This is a genomic window from Dysgonomonas sp. UBA7710 (assembly GCF_002482385.1).
GTDB lineage: Bacteria > Bacteroidota > Bacteroidia > Bacteroidales > Dysgonomonadaceae > Dysgonomonas.
Window position 1 is genome coordinate 40,506 of sequence record NZ_DLFW01000022.1, and the last position, 20,468, is coordinate 60,973.

15 protein-coding genes and 1 riboswitch are annotated in these 20,468 nt (G+C 40.3%); of the genes, 3 read left to right on the top strand and 12 right to left on the bottom strand.

Annotated features, from left to right (window positions below):
* Positions 1-158: 158 nt before the first annotated feature.
* Genes B3317_RS06600 through B3317_RS06610 form a run of 3 tightly spaced genes read left to right on the top strand, consistent with a single transcriptional unit; the run spans position 159 to position 2,628 of the window.
* The gene (locus tag B3317_RS06600; RefSeq protein ID WP_291109853.1) at positions 159-1,214 is read left to right on the top strand and encodes a hypothetical protein; all 1,056 of its coding nucleotides are present in this window, start codon (positions 159-161) and stop codon (positions 1,212-1,214) included.
* Between the two features lie 34 nt (positions 1,215-1,248).
* On the top strand, positions 1,249-2,028 hold the full coding sequence (locus B3317_RS06605) for a radical SAM protein (RefSeq protein WP_291109856.1): 780 nt from the start codon (positions 1,249-1,251) through the stop codon (positions 2,026-2,028).
* Positions 2,029-2,073: 45 nt separating this feature from the next.
* On the top strand, positions 2,074-2,628 hold the full coding sequence (locus tag B3317_RS06610; protein ID WP_291109858.1) for an NAD(P)H-dependent oxidoreductase: 555 nt from the start codon (positions 2,074-2,076) through the stop codon (positions 2,626-2,628).
* A gap of 72 nt (positions 2,629-2,700) precedes the next feature.
* On the opposite strand, the gene tsaE is transcribed toward B3317_RS06610, so the two are convergent.
* The 12 genes from tsaE to B3317_RS18250 form a co-directional block, all read right to left on the bottom strand.
* Entirely contained in the window at positions 2,701-3,117 is a 417-nt protein-coding gene (gene tsaE / locus B3317_RS06615; protein ID WP_291109861.1) for a tRNA (adenosine(37)-N6)-threonylcarbamoyltransferase complex ATPase subunit type 1 TsaE, read from the bottom strand.
* 249 nt (positions 3,118-3,366) lie between these two features.
* Positions 3,367-4,890, bottom strand: a complete 1,524-nt coding sequence (locus B3317_RS06620) for a PepSY domain-containing protein (protein WP_291109863.1) — start codon at positions 4,888-4,890, stop codon at positions 3,367-3,369.
* A 19-nt stretch (positions 4,891-4,909) separates the two neighbouring features.
* Complete coding sequence (locus tag B3317_RS06625) at positions 4,910-6,184, bottom strand: hypothetical protein (RefSeq protein ID WP_291109866.1); 1,275 nt, start codon at positions 6,182-6,184, stop codon at positions 4,910-4,912.
* 15 nt (positions 6,185-6,199) lie between these two features.
* Positions 6,200-8,560, bottom strand: a complete 2,361-nt coding sequence (locus B3317_RS06630) for a TonB-dependent receptor (protein WP_291109868.1) — start codon at positions 8,558-8,560, stop codon at positions 6,200-6,202.
* Between the two features lie 137 nt (positions 8,561-8,697).
* Positions 8,698-8,902: riboswitch (cobalamin riboswitch) on the bottom strand.
* Positions 8,903-9,100: 198 nt separating this feature from the next.
* Positions 9,101-11,080 carry a glycoside hydrolase family 97 protein gene (locus tag B3317_RS06635; RefSeq protein WP_291109870.1) on the bottom strand — a complete coding sequence of 660 codons (1,980 nt, stop codon included), beginning with the start codon at positions 11,078-11,080 and terminating at the stop codon, positions 9,101-9,103.
* Between the two features lie 704 nt (positions 11,081-11,784).
* The gene (locus B3317_RS06640; RefSeq protein WP_291109873.1) at positions 11,785-12,906 is read right to left on the bottom strand and encodes a glycoside hydrolase family 26 protein; all 1,122 of its coding nucleotides are present in this window, start codon (positions 12,904-12,906) and stop codon (positions 11,785-11,787) included.
* Between the two features lie 213 nt (positions 12,907-13,119).
* Entirely contained in the window at positions 13,120-14,292 is a 1,173-nt protein-coding gene (locus B3317_RS06645) for an AGE family epimerase/isomerase (RefSeq protein ID WP_291109875.1), read from the bottom strand.
* A complete protein-coding gene (locus tag B3317_RS06650; protein WP_291109877.1) occupies positions 14,289-15,686 on the bottom strand; it encodes an MFS transporter in 1,398 nt (465 codons plus the stop codon). Before B3317_RS06650 ends, B3317_RS06645 begins: the two co-directional genes overlap by 4 nt.
* Positions 15,687-15,698: 12 nt before the next feature.
* A complete protein-coding gene (locus tag B3317_RS06655; RefSeq protein WP_291109880.1) occupies positions 15,699-16,904 on the bottom strand; it encodes a glycosidase in 1,206 nt (401 codons plus the stop codon).
* A 72-nt stretch (positions 16,905-16,976) separates the two neighbouring features.
* Positions 16,977-17,708 (bottom strand): 3-keto-disaccharide hydrolase, encoded by a 732-nt coding sequence (locus B3317_RS06660; protein WP_291109882.1) that lies wholly within the window; start codon positions 17,706-17,708, stop codon positions 16,977-16,979.
* Positions 17,709-17,740: 32 nt separating this feature from the next.
* A complete protein-coding gene (locus B3317_RS06665; RefSeq protein ID WP_291109884.1) occupies positions 17,741-19,183 on the bottom strand; it encodes a glycosyl hydrolase in 1,443 nt (480 codons plus the stop codon).
* Positions 19,184-19,263: 80 nt separating this feature from the next.
* Positions 19,264-20,460 carry a glycan-binding surface protein gene (locus tag B3317_RS18250; RefSeq protein ID WP_291109887.1) on the bottom strand — a complete coding sequence of 399 codons (1,197 nt, stop codon included), beginning with the start codon at positions 20,458-20,460 and terminating at the stop codon, positions 19,264-19,266.
* Positions 20,461-20,468 lie beyond the last annotated feature (8 nt).

Genomic DNA, 20,468 nt, shown 5'->3' on the forward strand with positions numbered 1-20,468 from the left:
TTCCTTATGGTTGTGCACATATTACATACCGGTCAGGCACAAGGCCAGTCCCTACACAGGAGAAAAAATGACAATATAAAAAAACGTCGAAAAAGTGTCAGATTTACCTCGCCTTCGCTTCGGCGATTGCTAATTGTCAAGTTTTTAAAATATTGATAATGGAAAACCAGTTTAAAGAAACCAATATGGGAGAGATATCCCTGATAGAAAGCATCCGTCTGCGCCCTGCAATGTACACAGGCAGCATAGAAGGAAAAGGTATCTGCACAATGACAGAACATTTCATTCTCGATTTAATGTCCTCGGCGAAAATGGAAGAAGTGGATATAGAACTGGCATCGGACGGCACGGTTCGTATCACATCATCTGCCATAGACGTAGATTCCCTTATTAAAAAACTCGGACTTCTGAAAAAAGCAGGCAATCCCGACACACAAAAAAACATTATGGATCTGGCTGTGATTTTAGGTCTTAGCCGGTCGGCAAAGATAGAAGTATATAACGGAGGAAAAATTCATACACTTTTGTCTCAAAACAGTCAATTCGAAATTAATATAGAAGAGGGCTATCTGAGGGAAGACCTTATTCTGGATTTTGTTCCTGACGGCAAAATATTCAAGACAACAGATGTAGACTTCGAATATCTATGTTCTGCATTCCGCAAAACAGCTTACCTCAACCCTCAAATAAAAATCAGCCTCAGCGACAATCTGCATAATGACTTCCAGCAATGTGTATTTCATTATCCAAAAGGGATATTTCACAGAATGGACCAGATTTTAATGGAACGTTCGATAGATGAACCCTCATTCCGGCTAGATATAGAGAAGAAACACAACGGATTTCAGTATAAAATATCCATATCGCTTCTCGACTATGCAACAACCCCTTATATTCAATCTTTTGCAGGAGATACGGAAACTTACAATCACGGGTCTCTTATCGACGGAGTTAAGAAAGGAATCATAAGATTTATAAAAGATTTTACAGGTCAGGAGGTAGACACGGACAATTCCGGACTTATACTTATCACATCCGTATCGGGAATCCAATTCACATATGGCGGTTCATTAAAAATCAAGTTGGAACAGCCCGAAATAGAGAAAGCTGCCGAAGATATCGTTTACAAAGAATTAACGGACTATATGGAATCCGACAGGGAGAAAGTCAGTATCTTTGCAAAAAGATTCAGAGCCTGTTTAAATTTTCGCTAAAATTTAAACAGGTTCTTAAAGATAGAACAAACTAATGTCAACTATATTATTTCACGAAATAGTTTTTGGACCTATACACAGCCGGCGTCTCGGCAGTTCGCTGGGAATGAACCTTCTGCCCTACGACGGTAAGCTGTGTTCATTCGACTGTATCTACTGTGAATGCGGATACAACAAAGATTTCAGGACAAGGACAAAACTACCCGACCGTGAAAATGTAAAGGCTGCGCTGGAAGATAAACTTATCCGGCTCCGCGAAGGAAATACCGATATTGACGTTATCACCTTCGCAGGAAACGGAGAGCCGACTATGCATCCTCAATTTGCCGGAATCATAGACGATACGATAGAATTACGGGACAAATATTTTCCCAAAGCAAAGATCAGCGTGCTGTCCAATGCCATGCATGCAGGAAAACAGAAGGTTTTTGATGCATTGGAAAAAGTAGACAATAATATACTCAAGCTCGACTCAGGTATACTGGAAACTATACGCCTGATAGATCGCCCCAACTCACCGGAATACAGCGTCGAAAAACAAAAAGAACTGTTTAAGCGTTTCAAAGGCAATTTTATTATGCAAACAATGTTTGTAACAGGGAGTCACGACGGAAAAGCCGTGGACAACACCACAGAAGAGGAAATCTCTGCATGGCTGCAAGTGGTAAAAGAAACAAATCCGCGCGAAGTGATGATTTACACAATCGACAGGGAAACACCCGAAAAGAACCTTGAGAAAGTTTCTGTGGAGAAATTAAAGGAAATCGCAAAACGTATCGAAGAATTAGGAATAAAAGTCAATGTTGCAGGTTAAGCAATATTGATAATCAACAACTCTATAAATAAATTAAACATAATAATGGTAACAATCGTATTCAGCCACCCATGGCATGGTAGCTTCAACAAAGCTATTTTAGACACAATCACTTCTAAATTCGAACAAGAGAACAAAGCATATCAGGTAATAGACCTTACCAAAGACGGATTCAACCCATCATTCTCCGAAGCGGAACTCGCAGTATATAACCAGGGAAAAGCAATCGACCCGCTTGTATTGAAATATCAGGAAATGCTGAAGAATTCCGGTGAGATAATATTCATGTATCCCATCTGGTGGGGAACAATGCCTGCAATACTGAAAGGTTTTTTCGACAAAGTGCTGCTTCAGGGCTTTGCATTCAGCTACGAGAACGGATGGACTCCGCTTCTTAAAATCGGACGGACTACAGTAATTACAACATCGGAGAGCGCCGGCGAAACATTTAAGCCTTTCGTTCAGGATTATTTTATTCCTAACATGCTCTATTCGGTAGGTATCAACAATGCCACATGGCTCAATTGCGAACATACCTCCACAGGTACGGATGAAATGCGAAAAGACTTCCTCAAGAAAGTGGAAGCTGCAGTGATATAAGAAAAGCTTAAAATACAAAGGGACAGACTATACAGCCTGTCCCTTCTTATCTTCTATAAAGAACCTAACATTTTAAGCGCCAATTACTACACTCCTGCTACCATCTTCCAGCACTTTGATACTGACATTCACCGTATCGGCTGGCAGCAGATTTTCAATCAGTTCGGGCCATTCTATAAAGCAAAGGCTGCCACTATAAAAATAATCTTCGTAGCCGAAATCGAAAGCCTCTTCCACTTTGTTGATGCGGTAGAAGTCAAAATGATAAATCAGTTCTCCGCTATCAGAACGGTATTCGTTGACTATGGCAAACGTAGGACTGTTTATAGTATCTGACACACCCAATTTCTCGCAGATGGCTTTGATAAAGGTAGTCTTTCCCGCGCCCATTTCGCCACGGAATGCAAAGACGGTATTATCTCCCATCGACTTTACGAATTCGGTAGCGGCTTGATCTATGCTTTCAAGAGATTTTATTGTAATATTCATATCTAATCATCATTAATTGATTACAAAGATATATTTTGTCTTGCATTCTTTATACTTTTTTACGCCGATCTCCTTATTTTATTTGATGAAGTTTAAATAAAATTATCTATATGGAAAGAAGAAGTTATAAGAATAAAAAAGCGACAAAAAGAAAAAATCTTCAATTTGTCGCTCTCAGTGCGGATGAAGGAAGAGAATCATTATACGAAAGTTAGGTTTGATAATTTGCCATTGGGATAAAACTTAAAGCTAATTGAGGCCTTGTCTTTTTTTTCTATATTTCCAAGACCTTGTCTTCCTGAGTTTATATCCCAATGACCTTATCTTTCTTCTTATATATTTTATTCCCAGACAAACTCCTGACAATGAGATAAAAGAACCCCCAATACACAATATCCATATAGCAATAGTCCACAAAACCGGATGTTCAACCAACCACTTAATGTTGAGATAATGAAGTCCGCTAAATACCCATTTTTTTGCTTTCCGATTCTGATTTAAGTATTTGAAATCACCAGTTTTAGGATTTATATAATAAAGACTATTATCCGCATTATCAATCTCTACTTTATAGACAGGAAGCGGTAGGTTGTTTTCCCTTGACATATAATATTCTTCATATTCATTAATAAGCGAAAGGGTCAACGTTCCGTTATCTTTATGTACTCTACATATTGCTTTTTCAATTTGGGATTGCGACAGATATAGCTCTTTTATGTTCGGAGTAGATGCATTGATAGATACTTCTTTATTGCCTCGGACTATATTGTAAATAGGTGTATCTTGAAAATACGACCATTCAATTGTTTTTACATCACCATATTCTGATATAATTGCACGATAATCCAATATATAGGCATCTATAGCAAGAGGTTTTCCTCTCAGTTGAGAATCAGTAACCCTATAGTCACCGTGTGTTTTTATAACCCATTGAGGTATCCTTTGCAGTGCCATAGCTCCACTAAACGCAAATGTTATTAAGAAGCTGCCCAGAATAAGCCCTAAAATATGATGCCATTTATACCAGTATTTTTTGTATGGAGTCCCTATCTTTCTTTTTTTCTTATATCTCTTACAAAGAACATACACGCCTGTATATATACCTGATATTGCAGTTATCAGGGCTATGATTCCTCCGATGGTTAATGATAAAATCCATGTGTCTGTGTTCTTTCGTAAAGCAGGAATATAAAATTTATGAGGAATCGCTCCCAGCCAAGCCCAAAAACGCTGCTCGCAATTTGTAAATTGTTGTACTTCTCCTGTGCGGGAAGAGATATACAATTGGTGTTTTTCTTCGTCGTTAAAATAGAATTTATAGATAGGCATTTCCTTCTCGTAACGCGAATACATTATCCAAATATCGCGTTCATTCAGCGTATCCACTTTTATAATAGGTGCATCCACCCATTTTTTTACAATATTATCTATTGTTGCTTGTGTTACAGGTTTTATACTTTGAATAGTATCGCCACAAATAGTATAAAGGCTATCTTTTGTTTTGATGGAAAATAAAGATTGGCCTTGAAAATTCCTAACTTTAATATTTCTAACTTTATTATCGGATTCAGGTAATTGTGCCAGTATGGTATGTATACCTGGTAAAGAAGACGGTAGGGTATCTCTTTTCTCATATATTTGTATTTGATCCACATTCGGAAATGAATGATAAATCAATACAAGTCCTGATATGAACCACATAAAAAAGAATAAACTTATTATGGTTCCGGTAATCCGGTGCAATGAGAAAAAAAATGCCCTCGCCTTCTTCATCGATTTATATTAAAACTAATTAATCTTGCAGTGTTACTATACGATCAAAAGAGTACCCTACCCTAATAGGCATACCTTTAGCTAAGCTACTCGATTGTATATCATATATATAGACTAAAGGAGCAGAGTCATCCGGATTAACACCGATATAAGCTTTGTTGCCTAGTACGACTGAGCGTTGAGAAAAATTACCTTTGCTATAAGGCACATTTAATACTGTAAGCTTATCTGTATTTAGATCTAAAGTCGCATAATAACAATTGGCAGCTGTACTACCCCAGCTACCGGAAACACCTGTATAATCAGGGTCCATAACGTAAAGTAAGGCTTTCCCTGATGCCAAAGCCTCCACTGTTATAATTTTGCCTTTACCTCCTGATGGGGTAATAAATCCTGCATAGCTTGAATCAAATTCTGTTTCTCCTTTTTTTATACGCAACATAGTACCATGTTGCTGTGTCGTACTTGAAGCCCCTTCGTTTACGGTGTTACAAGCAAGGTAATAGTCTCCATTGGCATCAAAGAATGATTTACTTTGAAGCAACTCCCCATACGCTGTTCCTGCCATAAAATCGGCACGGTCTTCCTCTACCGTTTTTTCAACATTCATAGTTGATGCATCGATGAAAGCCATATAAAACTTAGTTCTCAAGCTCGATGTACCATGGCAGTATGAATACAATATTTTATTGTCACTTGCCCTATAGCTTGCGATACCGGATGTGCTATACTTAGAAAGTTTCTCCAGATTAAGTGTGCCTTCGCTCAATATTGTCATATTAGCAGCATCCAATTTTGTCCAGATAACCTTTGTTGCATCCCCATTAGCTGCCATAATCACTAATGTATTATCGTCAATCCAAGCATGAGTATATTTTCTTCCGCTATATGTATTGGTTTTGAATGGAATTTCTTTTATAAGGCTAACACCTTGAGTACCTATTTGAAATTTAACGAAGCGATCTTCCGATTTTGGTACCTGATAGTAATACTGTCCTTTAATAATAGTTTCCTGATAATAATTAGCTGTAATATTTACGCCCGATCCTTGGAAATCAATACTATCTGTTGCATTTTCTTGTTCAAGCGATTTCATTGCTTTCACTAATTGCGTTTCATTAGAACCCATTCCGGAAGTGCTGCTTCCTACCGAAACCCAAATATCGAAATGGTTAGTCTCTAGCAAATCAGGATCTTTAATCCCATTATTATCATCGTCATCTGAACATGAAAAACAGCATAAACTCAATGCTGCGATAAAAAATGCAGTAAAATAAAATTTGAAATACTTCATAATAATTTGTTGATATTAATTAATAAATATTCTGAATTTGCAGAAAAAAGACCGTCCTGGTTTTTGCATTCGATAGTTATCATAAGTCATACGGTCAAATATATTATTACATTCCAGGGACAAATTGTATTTTTCGTTTTTTAATGAATAGGTAATCGATGCATTATGGATATACTGTGTAGGAATTACATATTCCGGATTAAATACTCCATAATCTTTCCACGTAAGATAAAACCAATGTACATATTGGAAATAGTAGGCAACTTTCAGCTGATTTTCTTTTCGCCCCAATAAATTCTTTTTTCTAAGATTCAACTCTACATTACTGTACAACCATGGCTTGTTTGGAACACGATTATTGTATGTTGTTGTTGGTTTACCATCAGCCTGATATTTTGTTTTACTTTTTTCGTCCAGATAGCTGATATTAGCGATAATTTGCAGGAAATCGTCATAATCATATCTGAGTTCTCCTTCTATTCCCCTGACAGTTACATCATTCACATTCTGATATTGACTGGTGCCTTCCGATTCTGTTATCACAAGACGGATATAATCTTTCACCCCTCGGTAAAACAATCCTGTCTCATAGGTAAGATTGTGTTTCTGCGCAAGATTGATTGTTCCAAACAATCCAAAATTGTAATTCCGGCTATTCTCAGGACTCAGTGCAAAATTTGGATAAACAGTTGTACCGTTTCCCATATATTCACGGGCTAGAGGCAATCTGATACTGCGTTCGGCTGAGCCTTTGACGGATAACCATTCAGCAATATGAAAACGACTGCTTAACCCATATCCCCAATTATCGGATGTGGATGAACGCGGAACTGCATTGGAATTTGTAATCCATGACAAATCTTGTTGGCCTATCTTCAGATGGCTAATATAATCTTTTACAAAAAATGTATTACTCCATCTGTCATTCCAGAAGCTTTGTTTGTATGAAAGGCCTATTATGTGTTTGGTAAATATGTCTTTGGAAGGTGCGAAATCGGAATCAAGATCGTCGCTACGCTTATTTTCTACACGCTCAAGCATATAATTGATATTGAAGATATGAGTCTGGTTTAGTAAATAATCGAAGTTAGCGCGTCCGATGGTCAGCGGTCTTTTTGTATGCCGTATAGATCTGGCGCGCCCGGTTATTTCATTGCGTGAAGCTCCAATATATTCTCCTCTCCAGTTATACTGGCGAAAAGCACTATCTGTCACAATCGAATGGTCCCATGTTTGAGATATAGATATATCGGCAGACAGTCCTTTTGTGAAAAATTCTCTTTTTTGATACAGGGCCGAAATATTGAATGCTTTATTTTCCCGCTCGGCCATACCATATACTTTATTTTGGACAGAGCCGGTTTGTAATTCGGTATTTACATAGGAGTACGATGTGGTAAAGGAAAGGAGGTCTGCCCATTTCTTATTGGTCACTCCAATATTAAATTGTCCGAGAAGAGAAAAGTAGCCGTCGTGAAATCTTTTCGCATTAATAGTTTCAAAGCCTTCCCTATCTGCATCCGGAACCTGTACATTCTTCATTGTATAATTATTTTTGGAGTAATTGACTCCAAAAGTAGGTCTAAAAAATACACCTGTTTTTGAGTCTACATATTGTGCATTCAAATCTGCTTTATGGGTAGAGAACGATCCTATGCCATAAGATACATCAAGATAATTCTTTACTTCTTTCTTTGTTATGATATTTATAGCTCCACCCAATGCATCTGCTCCCAGTTCGGCAGGAACAACGCCTTTGTAAACTTCGATACGATCCACTATATTTATCGGGATATTGGCCAGAGTGATACCGTTACCAATTGATGACAATGGCATTCCATCCAGGAAATACCTGACCGAATTTCCAGAAAGGCCATTGATAGAAAGGTCAAAATCAGCACCGACGCCCCCATCTTCCCTTATCTTTATACCATTGCTGCGACCAATCAGATCATTCAGGTTGTTCAACGAATTAGCATAAGTTTTTACATCAATTGCATTTACGGTGAAAGAGCCTTCACGAAGTTGCTGGCTTTTTGTTTTTCCATATACCTCTACTGCCGACAGATTGACGGTTTGTTCTTCAAGTATAAAATCCTGATTTTTATTATTCCTTATATCGATTAGTGTCTTTCGGGATTTAAAGCCAAATGCAGATACAGAGATTGTATGCTTACCTGATAAGACCTCTAAAGAGTAATATCCATTGTCATCCGAATATACTCCTGTTGTGGTACCTTCAACAGTTATTAAAGCTTGGGAAACGGGTGCTTCTTTCGTGTCTTTTATCTTACCTGAGATAAATACTTTTTTTTGGGCGTACAGACTTAGTGGTAATAAACAGACTAATGTGATAAAAACGGATAAAAACCTCATACTCAATCAATGTTTAATCTTTTAAACATCATGAACCAAGATTTTTCAAAAAACATGCCGTGTAAGTAATATCCTAAAGAAGATATATACGATTTACCTGAAATGCATTTGTTTTTCAGCCTTAGTCCACGAAAGCTTATAACTAATCTATTTTGGCAGGTTTTCTGACTTACTCTATTTTTGAACGTCCTTCCCATTCGTTACCGAACAGTGGTTTTGAGTATTGTTCAAAGATTTTAGCAGAGCTTACAGCAGCGGGTCTGTTCAGGATTTGCACCTGATTCCCTTTTCATCACTTTTTCGAAGATGCGAAATTGTGACACCAAAATTTTGCCGCAAAGGTAAAGATTATTTTTACAATAAATCTTTTTTATATGCAATAAATTTATTAATATTCACTTGTATTGCTATAGGGGAACGCAACACACCCGATAATATTACACTACTTCTTGTGTAAAAGCAAAAAGAGTAACAATGCTATGTTTTATAGTTTTAGGTAACTGGTCGCAAATTGCGACCAGTTCATTCCTTCATTTTTAGTCAATCAGCCGGAGAAATATGCACTACTGCACCTCCGCCGGAGGCTAAAGGCAGTTCCAGGACATCGCCTCTTCTTACTTCTTTAATCTGCTTTTTCAGGTGGTTGGGATTAACATTTACATCATCCGCATCGGTATATACTTCTGCCGTATAGTCACCGTTTCCAAGAAAATCCAAAGTAACCTGTAAAGACCGTGCTTTACTATTATTCAGCGAACCTATATACCAGTCGTTATTGTGCCGTCTTGCGATAGTAATATATTCATTCACCTTTGCATCGGGAACCTTTGTCTCATTCCATATAGTAGGTAACTTCTGCAGGAATTCGAACCCCGGCTGTCCTTCGTAAGAAGGCGGTGTGTCACACACCATTCCCAGATAGCTTTCTAATACTACGTACATTGCCAGCATATGGCAACGGGTACTTGTCACCAATGGGTTCGTATACTGTATCTTAAATTTATCTTGCGGTACTGCCCTGAAACCGCCCAGGTGATAATCTGCGGCTCCGGCCAGCAAACGAGTAAACGGCATGGATATATCATGATCGGCATTGATAATAGTATCCCATTTATATACCTCATAGTTTAATGTCCCTTCCCTTGTAAATTCATTAGGGTAAGTACGGTGCAGTCCCGACGGCTTACTCGAACCATGAAATTGTATAAATAGCCTGTACTTGGCTGCCGTGGCCAATATTTCTTCCTGTATGCGTATCATCTCCTGATCGTCCCTGTCCATAAAGTCGACCATCATACCTTTTACCCCCCATTCGTTAAACTGCCTGAATGCTTCATCCAGCTTCGCATAAAGAGGTTTCCAGTTTACCCACACATGAATATCCACGCCCTTGCTTTTGGCATAATCGCATATCTTCTTCATGTCTATGGGCCTGATGGTTTTCGTTACATCTGCATTCGGCCCCGGTGTACTGAAATCATAACCGTCGTCGACATACCACGACTGTTCAGCATAACCGTAAACGGAATGGTAATCGAGCCCGCTGCGTGCAGCAAAATCAATATAATACTTATTGGTTTCAAAATTATTCCCCGGTAGGAATGTCGTATCAGGCACCACATTACCATTCCACCAGGTAAAAGTTGTTTTACCCGGTTTAATCCATGAAGTATCCTCTATCTTGCAAGGTTCATTCAGATTGGTAAGGATGTTCGATTCTATCAAAGCCCCTACCCTGTCACTTACCGACATCACGCGCCAGGGCGTATGATGAGGTAAACCTACTTTTACTTTCACCCTTTCCTGCCCCGGAAGCGGCGACAGTTTACCGACAAGCATACCGTCTTCTTTCATCAGGTACATACCGGCATAATTCACGACTGCCGCTTCGGTAATTGCCATAAATACATTATTGGAATATTCCAGCATGACAGGCATATCCATCAGCTTGTTGCTTTCTATGTCACGGTAGTTCAAATGGGTGTATAAGCCTTCATGCGAAGTAGTATAGGATGGTAAGAACAGTGTCAATGCCTTAGGGTTTCCTTCGAGATTAAATGTCGTTTTTTCATCATGCATCACATAGGAATCCCAGTCCGGCTGCGACGGGAATTCATAACGGAAAGCTATGCCGTCGTCAAAGGCTCTTACAACCAGGTTTACCTTCCGCTTCGGAGCATTCTTCTCTTCGAGCGGAATGGTCACTTCCTTATAATGACTATGAACTGTTTTGGCTTTCCCTACAATGAGTTCATATGTCTCATTTCCCGTTCTGAAAACAGGCTTATTCATTTTGAGATTAGCACCGAAAGCCCCGTTTTCGAAATCCATCGTTAGCGGAGACTCTTTTATCAATGTCTGTTTCTTAAATGCCACTCTGTAAGAAGGACTTACATCATCCAGCCTGAAAGAAAATGTCAAACGCCCGTCGGGAGAGGTTAACGACACACTCTTTTGAGCAAAAACCGATGGCGTTGCCAGTATCAGGAACAAGGTTATTCCAAAATGTAATATTTTCATCTGTCAGTATTTTATATTTAGGTTAAACGTAAGAAGAATAAGCAAATATACTTCTTATAATCCATAATTAATTTCACATTCGTTAACTGTATATAGTTAAAAAGTAACAGAAGTAACAGGAATATCAGTGAACAGTTAGCAGTCATCAGTTAACAGTGCTGTGCCTTATCATGCTGAGCTGAGCGAAGCATCCCGGTTATTAAAAACTCTGTGTTACTCTTTTTTGGCTCTGCCGACCGTTGGTTCTCCGTGGTGAAAAAGTAACAAAAGTAACAGATATTTCAGCTTTTAGCTGATAGCTATTAGCCGTTAGCCGTTAGCCGAAGCTATCACACAAGAGACTTTACAGTCATCAGTCAACAACTGGTAAGATATAAAAACTTTGCGCCTTTGCGCCTTTGCGTCTTTGCGTGAAACAAAATAAAATGCGAGCAACTTGTAACTCTATTCAAAAAAGGTAACAAAGGTAACAGCTTTTTCAGTCATCAGTTAGTAACTTGTATCTCGTACCTTGTCTACTTGTATCTATTTACTCACTATTTATTACTTTTTATCCTCTCTGTAAGTCCCCCTTGGGGGATTGAGGGGGCCAATCAACACTTCAAAGAGCTAAAGGCTAACAGCTAAAGGTTATCGGCTAAATACATAGATAAACTTCTGTCGAAAAAAAGCAGAATCTCATATGTTTGCTTTATTTTAAATAATTATTTAATACACTCATTCATAAATATTTGAGGCCTTTCTGTAAATTCTTTCAGGTCATTAGCTGCAGAATGCCCTTCGAAAGGCATATAATAATGATTGGGCTTATCGGCTTCCCACGCATTGCGCCAGAATAATACCCATGCTATCTTATATTGCGTTATCAGCGGATAAACAATTCCTGTAAAGTAGGTAGAATCGGGCAGGCTTTCCATTCCTGTTTCACCGATAACAGGTATTTTATTTGCTTTTGCGGCATAATCGGTTACAATCTTAAGATTGCGGTCCATCGCCTCCTTATACCTTTGGATATCTTCTGCCGACTTGCCATTCACATAACTGTCGTATCCCACAATATCGACATACTCATCGCCGGGATAACGCTCGAGATAAGCGGCTTCATTTTCAGTTTCCGAAGGTGAATAAGCATACAGCAAGTTATGAACATTTTTCTTATCGCGTAAATATTCTACCGTCATTTTCCACAACTGCTTGTATTCGGCAGGCGTACACTGCTTACTTCCCCACCAGAACCATGCCCCGGTATGCTCATGATACATACGGAATACGACAGGAATAAGATTTCCGTCTTTGTCTTTCAGATCGAGGAAAAAACCGGCGACACGGTCGAGCCATACCAGATATTTTTCATGGTTAACTCCATTCGGAAGGATAGTCCTTACGACCGAATCCTGAGCACAGTCCCAGGCTGTATTTCCGGTTACGATGTTGTCCCCGTGCCAGCTTGCAGTAGTTATCCCGCCTCTGTCGTAAGTTTCCCTTATATAACGTTTCATATCCTGAAAATAGACAGAATCGAGATTAAACTCCGCTCCTATTTCTACATGTCCCAACTCCCAGCCTATTACCGCAGGGTAGTCGCCTGTAGCATCCTTCACATCGGAACGTCCGTCTTCTTTATACCATGAATGACCGTAAGCCAGATCATCCTGATGCCCGACCATAATACCTTTATCCATCAATTGGAAAAGCCTGTTATATAGCCCGACTGTTTCTTTTGTTGCATTCTTATCTACCGGTAAGAATTTATTCGTCGCTTCTTCTTTTTGTTTACATGAAAATAACATCGTAACAAGAAGTGTAAATAGTAGTAAATGTCTCATTTTATAATCGTGTTTTATTTAGAGCCTGTTTAAATTTTATAGCAAAACTTTTTATAGCTGTTTTTAAATGGATTTTATCATTTTTACTCACGGGTTTAGCGGGCTAAACCAAAAGAAAAAAGGGGAAAATACGCTAAAAAGAACAAAAAAAGTTGCTAAGAATTATTTATCAGAGCCCGTAATAATATTTTTCGCTAAAATTTAAACAGGCTCTTATTCCATATTCATCCCGAAATGCTCTATCATTTCCATACACATACGGCCATTGTGATAAGGGCATTTCCAGAATCCGGCCTTATCATCCTTCCTGTTGATACTTCCATCCGGCAGGCGGCTCCAGTACCATTCGCCGTTTTCGTTGTCGACCATCCGGTCTTGAATATACGACCAGACTTGCGAAGCCCGTTCTTTATATACAGCATTCTTAGAATTTCTGTATGCGTACATATATCCTACTACAGCTTCGGCCTGTACCCACCAGTGGCGTTCCGTATCCATATGCCTGTTCTTATATTCGTATATCATACTGCCATCGGCATCGATACCTTCGGAAGCAGCATCGGCTATCTTCAGCGACAAATTTTTTATCTCAGTGATAAGCGCTTTGTCTCCCAATACTTCTGCCGCCTCGAAAAGCAGCCACGAAGCTTCAATATCATGACCATAAGACACAGCATTAGACTTTACATTCCAGTCTTCATCGAAAAAAAGATTCAGGTGATTTGTATTACTATCCAGAATCTTATCTGTAAAAAGATCTATCAATTGCCTCTGTGCCGATTCCAACTGCGGGTCTTTCCATATACGGCAAAGATTTGTATATGGTTCCAGTATATGAAGGTGAGTATTCATCGTTTTCACCTCATTATCGTCTTTATCGCTAAGGCGCATATCTTCTATCGGCTGCCAGTCGCGGGTAAATGCCTCAAGATAACCGCCTGTTTCCTTATCCTTGTATTTTTCAATCAGGTAAAAGAAATCTTTAGCCAGCTCCAATGCCTTTTGCTCACCTGTGGCACGAAAATATTCTGAAAAACCGTAAAGCATAAAACCCTGTACATAAGTCTGCTTCTTCGTATTTACAGGATTACCTTTATAACCCAGTTCCCAGAAAGCTCCGCCGGATTCCTTATCGATAAAGTATGTAACGATATAATCGAAGGCACGTTGTGCCATTTTCAGATATTCTTCATTCTTAAGAATACGGTATGCGGAAGAAAAAGTCCATAAGATGCGGGCATTCAATATAGCTCCTTTACCGGCCTGAGGATTCAGTATATTATTGCCGTCTATCTGTCCGTAGAAGCCGCCGTTATGGTCGTCCTGCATTTTGTTTATCCAGAATGGCAGGATGTTTCCGGTTAATTCTTTCCTGAATCCGTTCATTTATTTTCCCTCTTTAAATTCAAATCCGATGTTATTTCTACCAGTTTCTTTTCTGTCAGGGGATAGAAATAGATAAATACGACCGATAATAAGGTACCCACTGCAGGAAGGAAACTCAGGAACATTTTAATCACATTGATCGTTTCAGGATTCTGAGCCTCATTCGCCTGAAATCCGAAGTAACCGAGCAGCCAGCCTGTCAGGGCGCTGCCGATTGCCCAACCGAATTTCTGGCTCATCGACGACGAACTGAATATCAGTCCTGTCGCCCTGTTTCCGGTCTTCAGCTCCGAGTAGTCGGCACAGTCGGCATACATCGACCATAGCAGCGGAAAAATGCTTCCTGCACAAATACTTATCAATGCCTGTAAAATAAAAATCAAGGTGAGGCTGTCCTTATCCATCCAGTAAAATACAATGCTTAGCACAGTAGCTATAGCCATCGCGCCCATATAGGTATATCTCTTACCTATACGGTTGCTGACCGGAGCAGCCAGTATGACGCCCACTATATTGGCAGCCTGCCCCAATGCAAGGTATAACCCACTAAGGACGAACGGGATACTAAACAGATTGATTGTGCCGAAACCATCCTCCACGATATAATATTTAAAGTAATAGACAGTAGCTCCGTCTCGTATCGAATTGAATACCAATGCTGCGACACCTGCTCCCAACAGAATCCACCAGGGCTTATTCTTTATCAAATCGCGCAAATCGTCAAGCAAGGGTGTTTTTTCCTGCTTTATCGGTTTCACGCGTTCTTTTGTGAACGAAAAGCACATAAAGAAAAGCACAGCGCATATCACAGCAATCACTACTACTGCCATAAACCAGCCGTGCTGTTGGTCTTCGACAGTATTGCTGCCATTGCTGAAATAATTGACCAATGGCATAAACAGCAGGAATGTTACGAAACTGCCTATATATGCAAAGGTCATGCGGAAGGTAGACAATATATTTCTGTCTTTCTGATCAGGACTCATCACACCCAATAACGAGGCATAGGGCACATTGATAGCCGAATATACCATCATCATCAGGGAGTAGGTTACATAGGCATATATTACCTTACCTGTATAATCCAGACCGGGAGTAAAAAAAGTAAATACCCCGATAACGGCAAAAGGTATTGCCAGAAACAACAGATAGGGACGGAATTTACCCCACCGTGTATTCGTACGGTCGGCAACCATACCTACGATCGGGTCGAAGAGCGAATCCCAGATACGGGTTATCAGAAACATAGATCCGACCACCGCCGCAGGCAATCCGAACACATCGGTATAGAAAATCATCAGGTAGGAACCGAACAGTTTCCAGAACATGGACGATGCCGCATCCCCGAATCCGTATCCTACTTTCTCTTTTAATGTAATTTTTACAGAATTCATTGTGAAGCTTACTTATTTATTCTGCCCGACTAAGCTATTTCCTTTTCGTGTTAATTCGAAATTATTTTCTATAAGCTTTGTTAATACCTGCACGGAAGTCGCAGAACGATACCCGTCGGGAGCCGTATTCAGACAATAATCCAACAGACGGTCGACAGAAGAGACAGCAACATGCATGCGTGTATCGCAAGAAGCATAATAGAGAAATACAGTACCATCGTCATCCGCAATCCACCCGTTGGTGAACAGCACATTGGATACGTCGCCAATCCTTTCTTCCCCGACCGGGGCCATCAGATGTCCCGCAGGTTCGGCAATCAGTTTGTCGGGCTGTTCGAGGTCGGTAAGATACAGATAAAGGACATACCTCAATCCGGCAGCACACATACGCACACCATGCGCAAAATGCAGCCAGCCCTTAGACGTCTTTATGGGATGAGGACCTTCGCCGTTCTTCAGTTCCTTAATCGTATGGTAATAACGGTAATTGATAATCTTCTCTTCCCTTATCTCCGCTCTTGTGATATCATCGACCAAAGCCCAGCCGATACCGCCTCCGCTACCGGCATCTATAAATCCGTCCTGAGGACGGGTATAGAGAGCATATTTTCCATTTACGAATTCGGGGTGCAGTACCACATTCCGTTGCTGGCTTTTCGATTTCAGGTCCGGCAGCCGTTCCCAACTTTTTAAATCTTTTGTACGGGCTATACCCGCAGCAGCCACCGCAGACGATAAGTCTCCCGCCGGAGCATCCGGGTCTTTGCGCTCGGCACAGAATATGCCGTAGATCCATCCGTCTTCATGTGCCGTCAGGCGCATATCGTAGACGTTTACATCCGGATTATCGGTTTCAGGCATATTTATCGGATAATCCCAAAAGCGGAAGTTATCGATTCCGTTAGGACTTTCTGCTATTGCGAAAAAAGATTTCCGGTCGTTACCTTCCACCCGTACTGCCATTAAGTATTTCCCCTGCCATTTTATAGCTCCGGCATTGAATGTACCCTCTATGCCGAAACGCTCCATAAAGTAAGGATTCGTCCCGGGCGACAAATCATATCGCCAGAATACCGGAGCATGTGCGGCTGTCAGCACAGGATATTTATACCTTTCGAATATCCCGTTGCCGGGAAATAGCGGTTCATTCTTACGCGTAACTAATTCTTCATATTCTTTAGTTACAGCCTCCAGACGTTTTTTAAAAAGATCGTTCATTTCTTTTATATTTTTAATATATATCATCAATTGAAATCACCCTATCATACTCGTTTCAGGCTTATTCCAATTTTATAAATTTCTTATCCATATATTACGATATGCAACCGCATCGCCGTGATTTTGCAACATCAGCGGCAATCTTCCATGTGCATTGTATTTCGGAAAACCGATATATTCGGTCGTACCTTTCAGCACATAGTTATTCTGAATTAAGACACCGTTCAGCATTACCGTTATTATTGCAGGACTTTCGAGTTTTCCATCCGTTCCGAATACAGGAGCTTTCCAGAAAATGTCATATACCTGCCACTGTCCTGCTTTGGTATAAGCATCCGCCAAAGGCGCCTGCTGTTTATATATGCTGCCGACCATACCGTTCACATAGGTAGGGTTATTGTCTCCGTCCAGCACCTGCACTTCATAAGTGCTCTGAAGGAAGACACCGCTGTTTCCCCTGCCTTGTCCGCTACCCTTCACAGGAGTCGGAGATTTGAATTCTATATGCAACTGGCAATCGCCAAAATATTCTTTTGTGTAAATATCGCCTGCACCTTGTGTTACCGTCATACCACCGTCCACTACTGTCCATTTTGCCGCGCTACCGTCTGCGGATACCCATTTCGACAAATCCTTTCCATCGAACAATACAATTGCATCCGAAGGCGGCTGACCTATACTGCCTGCCGGAACAACCTTAGGTGGTTGCGGATAATACCATTCTGTACTTTCAGGCTTCATTTGCTGTGCAGAGACAGCGATAGTAATTATAGATACGAAAACAAATAATGCAGTTCTTTTCATTGAATTGAATTTATTAATTCTTTAATAGTTGGTTACTTTAAAGGAGGCATTTTATCTCTGGTTATTACCTTATCGTTATTTAAGACCTCATTGATAAATTCTTCTCCGTTGTGTTCATCGAGACGTGTCATAGGCCCGTTCCATGGCATAAACCACGACCACACATCACCGTATCCGAACATCTTATCTATATCGGGTATAGAACCGCATTCACTAAGTGCGATTATCTTGCGGCCACCGTATAATTCTTTCACTTTATTGAAGGCGATATATTGAGAACCGTGCTGTCTTTCGCCCGGATAAATATCCATACCTATAATATCTATATATTCATCGCCGGGATACCACTCACTCGCCTCACCTGCGGCGTCGCTTGTCCATACCCATATCAGGTTATTCAGCCCGTGATGGTTTGTAAGCCTGTCATACATCAATACCCATAAGGCCTTGCATGGAGCAGCTCCTTTTGCCCCCCACCAGAACCACCTTCCGGCTGCTTCGTGCAACGGACGCCAAAGGACAGGGATATTCAAATCGTTAAGCTGTTTCAGATAGCCCGCTATTATATCTATATCTGCTATCATTGATTTATATTCCTGCGAATTTATATCATTGATTTTTGATACATCGAATGTGGTACCTTCGGTATAGAACTGGTCTGTTAGTTTCAACGGGTCGCGCCAATGCCACATGATGGAGACAATACCGTTATTTTGCCACCATATCTCGGAGTTATTCACTATGGCGTCGTAATTCACAAAGTCCCATGTACGGTTATAGTCTATGAAATCGAAGCATGCGAGAGCAGGCCATTTACCCGTTTTCTCATGCATCCAGTCTGCCTCTTCCAGTCCTGTACTGTAATTGGCCATAGCTCCGGATATCGTTTTCTTTCCGAAATTATCTTTTAAGAAATTGTACAGTTTCACTGCCTGTACCGAAGCGCCGGGTGTCACAAGGGATGGCGATACGTTGAAAGAGATATTTTCCTGCATTTTACCTACTTCTATGTAATCGAAAAACATCCAGCCCCAGCCTTTTTTTATGAGGACTATATTCTCCCCTTTATCCAATATGAGTCCGTTTATCGGGAGTGTTTCCCAGTCTTGTGCAGGATCAAATATCAGGCTCGACTGTTGTATGTTATTTATGAATAACAGATTTTCTTTTTTCTGTCCGTTTGTGTAATATCGTATATCCAGCTTGTATTTCCCTTTTTCGGGAACATTGATCCTGAAAGAAATATCGCCGCTGTTTTGATTCACATAGCCTGTTCCCGAAAATCCGGACATGCTTTTTTCTACAACGGCATCGCCCACCAGTGTCGCATTTTCTGCTTCGTAACGGATAGTCTCTACAACCGGAGAAGGATAACCGGCTTCTTCTCCTCCCTCTTTTTCCGTATCCCCCGAACAAGAGGCAAAAACAGAATAACAAAACAAATTGAGCAAGCAGATAATAATTCCTTTCTTCATTTATTTATATGTTAATTGATGAAGCTATTATCAGGCCGCAATGTTACATGACATTGCGGCCTGTATTACTTATACCATTTTTAGTTTTTCTTTACAAAACGAAAATTACATATACTGAAATCCACATCGGCAGGATTCTCCGGTTGATTCACTATTATAAAGTGGTTTCTATCCGCTCCCTCAACAGGCATGAACAGATTGGTCTTCTTTCCGCTATTCGGGTCATCAGGACGGAAAAGGTCTGTCACCTCGAATTTCACAGTTTTCCATTTGCCTAAAGTATTCATTGTTACGCCGCCGTTATATGGCGTAGGATCCCACATATAATTCCTGTCACCGTCGTTATTACGCCCTACTCTTATATATCGTACCAGCGGATAATTGATATTATTGTTAATCTCATATTTCACCCAATAGTTTTCAGGATTGTTTATGATATCCACATCAGGTACATCGAAGCGGGCGTAAGTTATATTGTGCCATGTCCAATATCCGCTATAGTTGTATTTAACCCTGTAGAATTTTCCTCTCAGCGGATCGGGATCCCCTTCGGCTGTTCCATCGTGAAGACCTTCCGGGTTCCATGCCTCTTCCATATCTTTAGCCGTAAGGATAGGATAACCTGTTTCCCTGAATTTCAGTTGAAGAGGTGTCGTCAATTTAGGTGTGGAAACACTAAGTACCGAATTGTCGGTAGTTCCCTCCGGTATCTCGATAGAGAAGCCTGTAGCGTCCGCGTCTATGATATTCACATTCTTTCCGTTCATTGTCATCGTGGCATTTTCAATATCGATTTCATATAAATCAAAATTATTACCCAGAAACCGTACCGTGTCCCCATCATGGGCAAATTCGTTATAAAACCCTGTCAGAACCAGTTCCGGAAGATTTACCGTCAAAGGGACATTTACTGTACCCAACTTCGTTGTTATTTTTATCTGATTATTCACTTCCATTGGCAAAACTCTGGGAATAGGTAATGTAAGGCGTGTTCTGACTGCATATATAGTTGACAGATCGACTTCAACATCATTAATAAAGATGGAGGTTACATCTGTCAGATTATTACCATGCAGCGTAATCATCTCCGCAAGCGAACTTTCGGTTATCGCGGTAACTGTATCTTTTGCAGTAGTTACGCGACTCACGGAAGGAGGGCCGTATGATGCCAGCTGGTCGTCATATCCATCATTGTACGTTACCACATCACTGCATGCGGCCGCCAGAAAGACAAGCCCTGCAAATATTATCGAATATGTTATATTTATTATTTTCATATCTGTAT

Excerpts from the sequence above, each read along its gene's own strand:
- B3317_RS06600 (WP_291109853.1), top strand. The coding sequence starts at position 159 with ATGGAAAACCAGTTTAAAGAAACCAATATGGGAGAGATATCCCTGATA.
- B3317_RS06605 (WP_291109856.1), top strand. The coding sequence starts at position 1,249 with ATGTCAACTATATTATTTCACGAAATAGTTTTTGGACCTATACACAGC.
- B3317_RS06610 (WP_291109858.1), top strand. The coding sequence starts at position 2,074 with ATGGTAACAATCGTATTCAGCCACCCATGGCATGGTAGCTTCAACAAA.
- tsaE (WP_291109861.1), bottom strand. The coding sequence starts at position 3,117 with ATGAATATTACAATAAAATCTCTTGAAAGCATAGATCAAGCCGCTACC.
- B3317_RS06620 (WP_291109863.1), bottom strand. The coding sequence starts at position 4,890 with ATGAAGAAGGCGAGGGCATTTTTTTTCTCATTGCACCGGATTACCGGA.
- B3317_RS06625 (WP_291109866.1), bottom strand. The coding sequence starts at position 6,184 with ATGAAGTATTTCAAATTTTATTTTACTGCATTTTTTATCGCAGCATTG.
- B3317_RS06630 (WP_291109868.1), bottom strand. The coding sequence starts at position 8,560 with ATGAGGTTTTTATCCGTTTTTATCACATTAGTCTGTTTATTACCACTA.
- B3317_RS06635 (WP_291109870.1), bottom strand. The coding sequence starts at position 11,080 with ATGAAAATATTACATTTTGGAATAACCTTGTTCCTGATACTGGCAACG.
- B3317_RS06640 (WP_291109873.1), bottom strand. The coding sequence starts at position 12,906 with ATGAGACATTTACTACTATTTACACTTCTTGTTACGATGTTATTTTCA.
- B3317_RS06645 (WP_291109875.1), bottom strand. The coding sequence starts at position 14,292 with ATGAACGGATTCAGGAAAGAATTAACCGGAAACATCCTGCCATTCTGG.
- B3317_RS06650 (WP_291109877.1), bottom strand. The coding sequence starts at position 15,686 with ATGAATTCTGTAAAAATTACATTAAAAGAGAAAGTAGGATACGGATTC.
- B3317_RS06655 (WP_291109880.1), bottom strand. The coding sequence starts at position 16,904 with ATGAACGATCTTTTTAAAAAACGTCTGGAGGCTGTAACTAAAGAATAT.
- B3317_RS06660 (WP_291109882.1), bottom strand. The coding sequence starts at position 17,708 with ATGAAAAGAACTGCATTATTTGTTTTCGTATCTATAATTACTATCGCT.
- B3317_RS06665 (WP_291109884.1), bottom strand. The coding sequence starts at position 19,183 with ATGAAGAAAGGAATTATTATCTGCTTGCTCAATTTGTTTTGTTATTCT.
- B3317_RS18250 (WP_291109887.1), bottom strand. The coding sequence starts at position 20,460 with ATGAAAATAATAAATATAACATATTCGATAATATTTGCAGGGCTTGTC.